This is a genomic window from Bacillus sp. LR--39 (assembly GCF_053613335.1).
Map to the genome: position 1 here is coordinate 1 of NZ_JBSIOT010000223.1, position 1250 is coordinate 1250.

The following is a 1250-nucleotide window of genomic DNA, read 5'->3' on the forward strand; positions in this document are numbered from 1 at the left end:
ACTCCTCCGAACAGGGGACCAATCATTCTGCCGCCTGTCGCCGCACTGTTGACAAAGCCTTGATAAAAGCCTTCTTTCCCTTTAGGGGCAAGCTGATTGGCAATAGTCGGCACAGCAGGCCAAACAAGCATTTCTCCGATCGTCAGGATCACCATCGCAGCAAGAAACATCGGAAATTGCTTTGCAGTCAGCAGCATGCTGAAAGACACAATAAAAATGATAAAGCCGATGACCATTTGCGCTTTTAGCGACTCGGCCCATTTTTTCACCACAAAACTGACGAGCGGCTGGCCGAGCACAATGAGAATTCCGTTAACCGTCCACAGCACACTGTATAAGGAAAGAGATATTCCAATGCTTTGTGTGTACGAAGCAATTGTGGTGGACCATTGAGAATAAGCCAGCCATCCCAGTACATAGCCTCCGCTTAAAATGATCAGTGCGGCAAATTTTGCTTTGCTGTTCACAGCATCGTAATCAAGCACAGACGTTTGGGACGCATCTCCCGTCTGAATATTTCGAAATCCGAAATATACAATAAAGAAAAAGACCAGATACAGCGCGGCATTCGCCAAAAATACATATGAAAACGAGAAAGACGCCACGACACCGCCAAGCGCTGAACCGACAGCCACACCTGCGTTTTGCGCGACATATATCGCATTAAATGCCTTCCTTCCCCCTTCAGGCCATACCGATCCTGCCATTGCGTAGCTGGCCGGAAAAACAACACCGGAGCCAAAACCCACAATCGTCAGCAGCACAATATAGGCTGGCCAATCATGAAAAAAGACAAGGCCCATCAGGCTTGCTAACGTAATGGCTATCCCAAGCATAATCGATTTAAATCCGCCGATTTTATCAAACAAAAATCCTCCGCATAAATTGCCAGCCACACTGGCGCCGGAATTCAGCATCAGGACAAGTCCGGCTACTGTTAACGACTTTCCTAAATGATGATGGATATAAATCGTATTCAGCGGCCATAAAAAAGAAGCACCCGTCACATTGATAAACATTCCAATGACTAAAATTTTAAGAGCACGCGGCATACTCATCCCCCTTTCTTACCTAAAAAAGCTCATGAAAAAAACGAAACCTAAAACGGCTCCGTACGAATCCAGTTATCATAGCACATTCATTCTATCTGTCTCTCTCACATTTTTCAACTGATGAGCGTGAAAAAATCTAACAAATATTGTTTGAAAAATGTAAAATAAATAGAAAAAGGGGTCATATTATGGAAATGG

General features: G+C 44.6%; 1 protein-coding gene. It reads right to left on the reverse strand.

Going from position 1 to position 1250, the window contains the following annotated elements:
• Positions 1-1052: MDR family MFS transporter (locus ACWHAR_RS21985; RefSeq protein ID WP_452087824.1), on the reverse strand; the 1052-nt coding region annotated here is incomplete at its 3' end.
• Between the last annotated feature and the right edge of the window lie 198 nt (positions 1053-1250).